The organism is Egibacteraceae bacterium (assembly GCA_040905805.1).
Taxonomy (GTDB): domain Bacteria; phylum Actinomycetota; class Nitriliruptoria; order Euzebyales; family Egibacteraceae; genus DATLGH01.
In genome coordinates this window covers 1-8,729 of the sequence record JBBDQS010000038.1, presented here as the reverse complement: position 1 = coordinate 8,729, position 8,729 = coordinate 1, and the positions used below count along the sequence as shown (strand labels likewise).

Annotated in this window: 9 protein-coding genes and 1 pseudogene; 3 read left to right on the top strand and 7 right to left on the bottom strand. The window is 70.9% G+C overall.

Annotated elements, in window-relative coordinates; translation table 11 throughout:
* From WD250_05090 to WD250_05075, 4 genes are all read right to left on the bottom strand, one after another.
* On the bottom strand, positions 1–333 hold a 333-nt coding region (locus tag WD250_05090), incomplete at its 3' end, for a tyrosine-type recombinase/integrase (GenBank protein ID MEX2619575.1).
* 567 nt (positions 334–900) lie between these two features.
* Entirely contained in the window at positions 901–1,191 is a 291-nt protein-coding gene (locus WD250_05085) for a hypothetical protein (GenBank protein ID MEX2619574.1), read from the bottom strand.
* Positions 1,192–1,232: 41 nt separating this feature from the next.
* Positions 1,233–1,655 carry a heavy metal-responsive transcriptional regulator gene (locus tag WD250_05080; protein MEX2619573.1) on the bottom strand — a complete coding sequence of 141 codons (423 nt, stop codon included), beginning with the start codon at positions 1,653–1,655 and terminating at the stop codon, positions 1,233–1,235.
* Positions 1,642–3,060 carry a hypothetical protein gene (locus tag WD250_05075; GenBank protein MEX2619572.1) on the bottom strand — a complete coding sequence of 473 codons (1,419 nt, stop codon included), beginning with the start codon at positions 3,058–3,060 and terminating at the stop codon, positions 1,642–1,644. The genes WD250_05080 and WD250_05075 overlap by 14 nt, the downstream gene beginning before the upstream one ends.
* A gap of 122 nt (positions 3,061–3,182) precedes the next feature.
* Here WD250_05075 and WD250_05070 point away from each other — a divergent pair.
* A pseudogene (locus WD250_05070) lies at positions 3,183–3,422 on the top strand (deiodinase-related protein).
* Positions 3,423–3,463: 41 nt separating this feature from the next.
* Here the strand turns inward: WD250_05070 and WD250_05065 are convergent.
* Entirely contained in the window at positions 3,464–4,372 is a 909-nt protein-coding gene (locus WD250_05065) for an SRPBCC family protein (protein ID MEX2619571.1), read from the bottom strand.
* 116 nt (positions 4,373–4,488) lie between these two features.
* On the opposite strand from WD250_05065, the gene WD250_05060 reads away from it, so the two are divergent.
* Entirely contained in the window at positions 4,489–5,343 is an 855-nt protein-coding gene (locus WD250_05060; GenBank protein ID MEX2619570.1) for a helix-turn-helix transcriptional regulator, read from the top strand.
* A 443-nt stretch (positions 5,344–5,786) separates the two neighbouring features.
* Here WD250_05060 and WD250_05055 read toward each other — a convergent pair whose 3' ends face one another.
* Together WD250_05055 and WD250_05050 are read right to left on the bottom strand one after the other, a co-directional pair.
* Positions 5,787–7,631, bottom strand: coding sequence for a glycoside hydrolase family 15 protein (locus WD250_05055; protein MEX2619569.1), 1,845 nt, complete (start codon positions 7,629–7,631; stop codon positions 5,787–5,789).
* Between the two features lie 176 nt (positions 7,632–7,807).
* Positions 7,808–8,083, bottom strand: a complete 276-nt coding sequence (locus WD250_05050; GenBank protein MEX2619568.1) for a hypothetical protein — start codon at positions 8,081–8,083, stop codon at positions 7,808–7,810.
* A 128-nt stretch (positions 8,084–8,211) separates the two neighbouring features.
* Here WD250_05050 and WD250_05045 point away from each other — a divergent pair, with 128 nt between their 5' ends.
* On the top strand, positions 8,212–8,586 hold the full coding sequence (locus WD250_05045; GenBank protein MEX2619567.1) for a hypothetical protein: 375 nt from the start codon (positions 8,212–8,214) through the stop codon (positions 8,584–8,586).
* The last annotated feature ends 143 nt before the right edge of the window (positions 8,587–8,729 follow it).

Sequence of the window (8,729 nt, the reverse complement as noted above, 5' to 3'; positions counted from 1 at the left end):
AACTATGGTCACAGACGCCCCGTGACGGTCCATGACGGGGTGTGCTTCCGGCTCGTCAAACCGCTGTGTCCGCTCCTTCCACTCTCGACAACGGGAGGCCAGGCTCTCCGCCGCCTCGGCTTGCATCCCGGGCATGACGTGGGCGTAGGTGTCGAGCGTGAACGCCACGGAGTGGTGCCCGAGCCGCTCGGAGACGATCTTGGGGTGCACGCCTCGAGCCAGGAGCAGGCTGGCGTGCGTATGCCTGAGGTCGTGCAGCCGGATTTTGGGCAGGCCCGTCGCCTTGACGTGCGCGCGGAACATCTCCGACAGCCAGTCGGGGTGGATCCACATGCCGTCTTCGCGGGCGGCGATGAGGTCGAGGTCGTGCCAGGCCGGCCCCCTAGCGCCGCATGGCTGCGCGGTTGCGCGCGGTGTCCGAGGAGGCTTTGGCGGGCGACCGACCGCCCAGCATGGACCAGATGGCGCGCTCGGCGGGTGTGGCCAGAGCCACGCTCTACTACCACTTCTCCGGTCCGGAGGAGCTGCTCGACTTCTTGCTGCTCGACAAGGTGGAGCGGATCGGCACTGCGATAGCCAGCGCGGCCGGCGAGGACGGCGACCCGCCAGGCAGGTCGAAGCACTGTTGTCCACCACCGTGCGGACCGTGGCCGCTCAACCCGTGCTGTGCACGATGCTCGTGAGTCGACTGGCGGTCCTCTCGCAGGGGGATGCCCTCAAGGCCGCCGTGCAAGCGTCGGTCCTACGCCCGCTTCGAGAGGTGCTCGAAGCCGGCGTCGCCGACGGCGCGTTCGACGTCGCCGACGCCGACCTGACCGCACACGCGCTCGACGGCGCCGTTTCGATGGCGGCGTTGTCTCGGCTGACCCGGGACGGCGAAACCCCACAGCCTGACGGGACCTACACCAGGGCTTGGCGCAGCTGCTCGATGGTGGGTGAGCCCTGGGGTCCGTCAGGTGTCTGGTAGATCCGGCATGCTAGGCCCGTGGGCTCGGTGCCCGTGGCGAAGGGATCATGGCCGTCGACGAGGACCGTTGGCGACCCTCGGAACCCGGTGGCCGCTGCCTCCTCGGGGGTGCTCACCCGTACGCGTTTGATCCGCAGGTCGACCTCGCCCGCCAGCTCAGTCAGTCGTGCGGCGGTGGTCTGCCAGTTCGGGCAGCCGTCGAAGTACAGTACGGTGACATCCATGGACCGACCGTAGGCCCTCCATCTGACTGGAAGGTCAAGCGCTAAGTCCGAGAAGGTGGCGCAGAGCCCGCGGGCTGGATAGCCGAGCAGATGCTGGTGGGTTGACACCGGGCAGGATCGAGCGCCTCCAGCCGATGCTGGAGCTGCCGCAGCTGGGCGCGGGTCTGGCGCAGCTCCCGCAGGCGCTGTTCGACGTCGGCGAGGCGCTCAGTGACGAGCTCGGCGACATGGACACACGGCGCCTGCCCGTCGTCGCGGATGGTCAGGACTGCGTGGATCTGTCGAAGGGTCAACCCGGCCGCTTGGGCCCGGCGGATGAACTCCACGCGCGCGACCACGTCGGCCGCATAGTCGCGATAGCCGCCGGGTGTCCGGTCAGGCTCGTGCAGCAGCTCCTCGTCCTCGTAGTAGCGCAGGGTCTTCGCGGTCACGCCCGTCGCGCGGGCGAGCTCACCGATGAGCACGGGTTGCCTCCTGGTTGCGGCGGGGCAGCAGCTGGATGAGCTCGGCGTTGCCCTGGGTGTCGAGCACGCTGTGCTGGACGCAGGCAGGTACGATCTGGTCGAGCTCAGGGTGCGCCATCCCGTAGGCGCAGGCTCGCAGACGCTCCTGGGCGGCGCGGATCCTGGGGTCCTCGGCGACCACGCCTTGTTGGAGCAGCGCCCACGCAGGGCCCACCTCGGCGGCGTCGATGAAGCTGTGCATGACGTAGGTCGTGGGGTGCACACCCCTGAGGCTGCCGGGCCCGAGCCGGGTCGCATAGCGCAGGGCCCAGGAGGCGATAGCGGGCAGGTCACCGGGCCGCGACAGCAGTGCGCGCAGGACGCGCGCGGCGGCCAGCGCCCGTGGGGCGAACAGCAGGTTGCCGGGCAGCACCCGCAGGAACGCATCCCGTGCGCGCAGGTCACGGGCGTCGGCGTCGTCCAGGACGGGCACGTAGCGCCCGCCCGCCCACAGCCCCCAGGTGACGCGGTTGCAGCGGGTGTCGCCGACCTGCAGCGCCTTGTAGGGCAGGCGGGCGCCGGCACCGCGCTCGACCTCGGCCCACACCGCGTCGTCGGACAGCGCGCGGAAGTCGGCATGCCAGCGGCGCTGGTCGCCGACCTGGGCGGCCGGTTGGAACGAGCACATCCGAAAGCCCAGCTCACGGCACACCGCCACCACCTCGGCGACCTCACCGACGTTGGCCGGGGTGACGGTCATGTTGTGGGCGAGGTGGACCCGCACACCGTGCTCGCGCTCGAGGCGGTGAAACATCGCCCGGACGCGCCGTCGCTCGTCGTGCAGCTGCGCCTCGCTGTCCGGACGCTTGGCCCCCCGCCGTCCGAGCATGGTGCTGTCGATGTGGACCGCGAAGGACAGCACGTCGAACCGCGGCGTCCCGTCGGGGCGAACCGCGACCTGGTGGAGGTAGTCGTAGTCGAAGTCGCCGTGGGTGAAGCTCATCGGGAAGCGCTCGTGGCGGCGCATCACCTCCAGCGCTTCGGCGTGCGCCTGGGGGGCCAGCAGGGATACCTCGCCGCCGATCAGCTGCGCGTACTGGCCCGGGCCCCGCCGTTCGCGCAGGTAGGCCATCTGCTCGGTGACCGCGGCGACGGTGTGGGCCCCGTCCACCGGCACCCGGTTGGCGTTGGCGGCGTGGTAGCACGGCCGGCAGCCGAAGTTACAGGCCGGGAAGACACCCTGGGTGCCCTCGCAGCCGGTGAACTTGCGACCCAGCATCTGCGCGCTGGTGCGCACGTGCTCGGGCAGCTCCCGCCAACGCGCGTCCAGCGCTGCACGGACCTCGGGCTGGACCGGTCTGGTGCGCCGCTCCACGGCGCGCAGACGCGCCAGGGTCGTGCTGATCCGGGCGCGCGTGGCTTCCACGATGTGGGGGGTAACACCTCTCCGGCCGCAGCCATTCCGTCTCACCTAGACACGCAATTCGAGCGGGGTCAAGGGCGTTCAGCCAGCGTCCGAACGCACCGGTAGGTATACCTGCACCCATGCACCCGGGTGAGCACGTGGGCCACCACGACTCGTTCGCGACGAAGCTCGCCAACGCCCGGCTGCTGCGCGACGAGGTCGGTATGCGCCGTCCCATCCTCGTGGACGGCCTCGAGGGGACAGCACACCGCGCCTACGGGCTGCTGCCCAACATGACGTGGGTGGTCGGGCGCGGCGGACGGATCCTGTCCCGGTCGGACTGGACGAGCGCGGCCAACGTCGAGGCGTTCCTCGACCGCTACGAGCAGGCCCGCCGACGCAAGCCGCTCAGCGGGACGGTCGGCTAGCCGGCTCCTCTGCGCAACGGTGCCTGGGTCAGGTCGCGCTCGTAGGCGTCGAGGATCGCCTCCAACCGGCGTGGGTTCCCCAGCAGCCGTGCTGCGAGTCGGCCGAGGACACCGAGCTTGACCGCCCCGTCGAACGTCAGCGTGACCACGGTGGCGTCGGTGGACGGCTCGACGGTCCAGGTCTGGGCGAGCTCGTGCAGCAGCATCCGGTAGGCGATCGGGTAGGAGTCCACGTCGACGGTCATCCGGTAGCGGGTGCCCTCCTGCCACAGGGTGCAGCGCTCGGCCCACTGGCCGCCACGGTCGTCGGTGCAGACCCGCACCATGCACTGGCCTGCCCCGGAGACGATCGCGGTGGCGGCGATCCCGGGCGCGAACCGGGCGTAGTCGCCGGCGTCGGACACCGCTTGCCACACCCGCCCGACGGGGGCATCGATGACCCGCTGGACCCGCAGCGCGAGGGGAGTTGTTCCCGTCACCGGGCCTGGGCGGAGACGGTGCAGCCCGATCAGCTGCGCGGCGGCGAGCGCCGCGACGGCGGCGGTGACCACGGCCAAGGCCGTCCTGCCGGCGGGGGTCAGCGCCGAGGGGAACGCGGCGAGAAGCAGCGCCGCTGCGGCCACCCAGGCCGCGTCGGCAGCGACGACCAGGCGTGCGCCCACGGCCAGGTGCTGCGGTTGAGACAACAACCACACGAGCAGCCCAGCGAACATCACGAGTGCGCCACCGACCCCGCCGAGCAGCCAGGCGTCGGCGCCCAGCCAGCGGTCGAGACCAAGGAAGCCGCCGGCCAGCAGCACCACACCGGTCGCCGTGGAGAACAGGGCGTTGCAGCTGATGGCGGTGGCGAGCAAGCGTCCGTGGTCACCGGTCGGCGAGGGTGAGGCGTGTTCGGTGCGCTGCATGTGCTCGTCCTCCCGAATCGATGTGATGTTTCGACCAGCGAACCACCGCGTCAGCGTGCTGGCGATACCCGATCAGGGAATGGACGGGTGTCCGGCGCCCCTGCGATGCTGCACCCGTGGAGAGCTCACCGTTCGGGCGGGGACTGCGACACTGGCGCCGGCTCAGAGGGGTCAGCCAGCTCGAGCTGGCCACCACCGCAGCGACCACCACGCGCCACGTCTCGTATCTCGAGACCGGCCGGTCCCGGCCCAGCAGGGTGATGGTGGAGCGCCTCGGCGATGCGCTGCACGTCCCGTTGCGTGAGCGCAATCGCCTGCTGGAGATGGCGGGCCTGGCAGCGACGTATCCGGAAGGCGACCTCGCGGCCGACGATCTCGCACCGTTCCAGCGGGTGATCGACCGGCTGCTCCACGCTCATGAGCCCTTCCCCGGCTTCGTCGTCGACCGGCACTGGAACATGGTCGAGGCAAACCGCGCCGCCGAGCGGTTCCTCGCCGGCTTCGCCGAGCGCAACACCGTGCGCCTCGTGCTCGGACCGCTGCGTCCGCTGATCGAGAACTGGTCCGACGTCGCGGCCGCGCTGCTGGAGCGCCTCTCCGCAGACCTGCTGCGCTTCCCCGACGACGAGGTCCTGCTCGAACTGCATGGCGAGACCAGGGCCGCACTGGGCGCCGCCCCCGAGCAGCGCGAGCAGCGATCAGGGCGGGTCATCTGCCCGCGGTTTCGCATCGACGGTGCGCTGATCCGCACGATCACGGTCGCCGCACGGTTCGAGTCGGTCGCCGACGTCACCCTGGACGAGGTCCGCGTGGAGCTGGTCTACCCCGAGGACGAGACGGCAGATCGGTTCTTCCGCGACCTGGTCGATCGTCACCCCGGCGTCGCTCCACTCGGGGAGCCCCCCACTCCAACCGGTGGAAGGACCGTACAAGGGCGGGCCTCCCAACCGGGGTGTGCTTGCCACTTGTGACTGCGGGCGACGATGACCTTCCGATCCCGTGGGCAGCGGTTCGGGTTCGCCCCACTGGAGGGCGCGCCGGCTGCCGGGGACCTCCAGGCGCTGCGGGACCGCGACCGGCGCGCCGGGCGCGTCCGGATCGGCGACTTCCGAAAGGTGAGGGCATGAAGATCGCGATGATCGGGCTGGCAAGATGGCCGCGAGCATGACCCCCCATCGCCGCAGCGCTGTTCGCGCGCTTCGCCTCACGCCAGGACGACTCGCCGGCCATGCGGGCCATCGCGACGCTGCGCAACCAGTTCGGCGGCCACGCTGTGCCGCCGTCATGGAGGAACTGGGTCTGCCCCGAGAGCGGCCGCCGCCCTTGCGGTAGCGGCGGTACCACACGAGGTCCATGGCGAGGGTGCCGCCGGCGCCAGCCGCGGCGCCGGCGGCCATGAGGCCCAAGAATCGGGTCATGGTTGCTCCTGGTTCGCCGGTTCCGTGGGCTGCCGGCCCTGCTCGGCCTGGCTTATCGCCCAGGCCGCGTTGATCAGCCCGATGTGGCTGAACGCCTGCGGGAAGTTGCCGAGCAGCTCACCGCTGTCGGGGTCGACCTCCTCGGCGAGCAGCCCGACGTCGTTGCGGTATCGGGCGGCCCGGTCGAAGACCTCCCGGGCCTGGGCGGGCCGCCCGGCGCGCGCGAGCGCCTCGGCGAGCCAGAACGTGCACAGCAGGAAGGCGCCCTCGTCCCCGGCCAGCCCATCGTCGCCGAGGTAGCGGTACACCAGACCCTTCGCGTCGGTGAGCCCGCGCTCGGTCGCCTCTATGGTGTCCAGTACCCGGCGGTCGTCGGGCGGCAGGAACCCGACATGGGAGAGCAGCAGGCTGGACGCGTCCAGCTCGCTGCCGTCCAGCACCTGGGTGAACGCGCCGATCTCGGCGTTCCAGCCCTGTTCGAGGATCACCGTCCGGATCTGCGCTCGGGTCCGCTCCCACGCTGCCACCCTGTCCTGCGCGCCGATGAGCGGGGCGAGGTCGATGGCGCGGTCAAGCGCCACCCAGCACATCAGCTTGGAGTACAGGTAGTGGCGGGGCTCGCCCCGCATCTCCCAGATGCCCTGGTCGGCTTGCTGCCAGCTCGCCGCGGCGGCGTCGGCCAACCCGACGAGGAAGCGCCGGTCGAGGTCGTCGAACGCGCCGAGCTGGTCACGCAGCCGATGCGCGGCCGCGAGCAGCTCGCCGTACACGTCGAGCTGACGCTGGTTCCAGGCGCCGTTGCCGACCCGCACCGGCCGGCTGCCCCGCCAGCCGTCGAGCCGGTCGAGAGTCCGCTCGGCGAGGTCGCGCTCGCCACGGATGCCGAACATGATCTGCAGCTGCCCCGACTCGTGGAAGGTGCTCGCCACGGTGGTCAGGTAGGTGAGGAAGTCGCGGGCGTCGTCGGGACAGGCGGCCACCCACAGCGCGTCGAGGGTGAAGCTCGCGTCACGGACCCAGGTGAAGCGGTAGTCCCAGTTGCGCTGGCCGCCGACCGTCTCGGGCAGCGAAGTGGTCGGCGCGGCGATGATCGCTGCGGTGGGCTGGTAGGTCAGCCCTTGGAGCACCCGGCCGCTGTGCCGGACCAGATCGGCATAGGGGCCCTCGTAGCGCTGGTGCGCCGACTCCCACGACCGCCATGCCGCGACGGTGTCGTCGAGCCGGTCGGCGATCCGCTGCTGGCTCCACGGGGGCGGGATCTGCGACCAGCTGGAGGTGTGCTCCAGAGCGAAGCTGGCGGCTTGGCCCTCGTCCAGCACGACCCGGCCCCGGGCGCGGGCGCCTTCCACGTCCAGGGCAACGTTCGTGGACAGCCGCAGCGTGGCGGGTCCCCCACGGGCGACCAGCCCGCCGTCGTCACGGTGCACCACGGGGCTGGTCAGCCCGTACTCGAACCGTGGAGTGAAGTCGACTTCGAGCTCGACGGTCCCCCGAGTGCAGACCGCACGGCGCAGCAGGGCGCGCGGCGATCCGGCGCCGAGGTCATGTCCCCGCACTCCCTGGCCCATGGCGAGCGCGTCGGTGAGCTCCACGGTGCCCGATTCGGTGTCGAACGTGGTGGTCAGTACAAGGGTCCCGTCGACGTAGCGGCGGGTCACCTGGGCGGCTTCGACGGGGCTGATGCTGAAGTGCCCGGCGCGGTCGTCGAGCAGGCGGGCGAACAGCGACGGGCTGTCGAACCGTGGCGCGCACCACCACTCCACCGACCCGGCGGAGTCCACCAGCGCGGCGCTGTGGCAGTCCGACAGCAGCGCGTGCTCACCGATCGGCGTGTCGCTCATCGGGCGGACCGACTCTTCATGGTGCACATCCTCGCTGCTCGGTCACCAGCACAGTTCCGGTTGCCGTCATCGACGCCGATCCTCTGGTGGCGGGCGTCGCAACCCCGGCATCGGCCAACACGGTCGTAAGCATGGGCGCATCGGTGCCGTCACGACTGGGCAACCCGTCGCGCCGCTCATGTGTTCCAGCGGTCGGCACCGCACGCCATGGCGATGACGACTTCGTGGACGAGGTTGCCGGCGTCGAACCCGGCGATGTGACCGCCGAGGATCCGATCGGTGGTGGCATCGATGACGAGCCCGACGAGCCCGACGAGCTCGACGGTTTCGTCGATGGCGCGGGTCTCGGCGAGATCGGCCAGCTGTTGGGTGGCGACCGCAAGGTCGTAGGCAGCCTCGCGGGCCTTGCGCCTCGGTAGCCCGACCGAGCCGACCACCTCGCCCAGGTGCACCTCGGCGCGGATGTCTTGACAAGGTCACGAACAGCCCGCTCGACCTCCTCGTAGCCGACCGGCCATCATGCCGGTAGGGAAGTCCGGCACGCACGGGCGGGTTCCCCGTTTGACAACGGAGGACACACATGGACGCGGAGGACACGGGCCGTGGACGGTCCTGGTGGGCGGTGGCCGCCACGCTGCTGGTGGCTGCGGTGTGGGCGCTGCTCGCCGGCCGGCGTCCGGATGCCACATATCACTTCGCTCCGGCGCTGGTGGCGTGGGCCTATCCCTACCTGCGGCTGTCCGCAGCGCCCGCCGGACGACGGCAGGCGCTGGCCGCGGTCATCGGCGGCGCGACCGCGGCCGTGATCATGGCGTTCGCGCTCGACGCTGTCGGATGGCTGCGCGGCCCGGTACTGTTCGGCGGGGACGCGCTCGGCGAGTCGTTGCTCGTCGCAGGACTCGCCGCTTTGGTGGCACTTGTGGTCTCGATCGTCACGACGGTGCTGCGGGAATAGCGGGCCGGCTCCCCGCGCACCTCCTCGCGGATCGCTGGCACGATGTTCTCGGTTCTGGGAATGGCGGCCGCCCGCCGCTGGGTTCCCAGGACACAGCAGCCATTTCGAGCAGGGGCGTCCAGTGGTCGACATCACGGTCTATT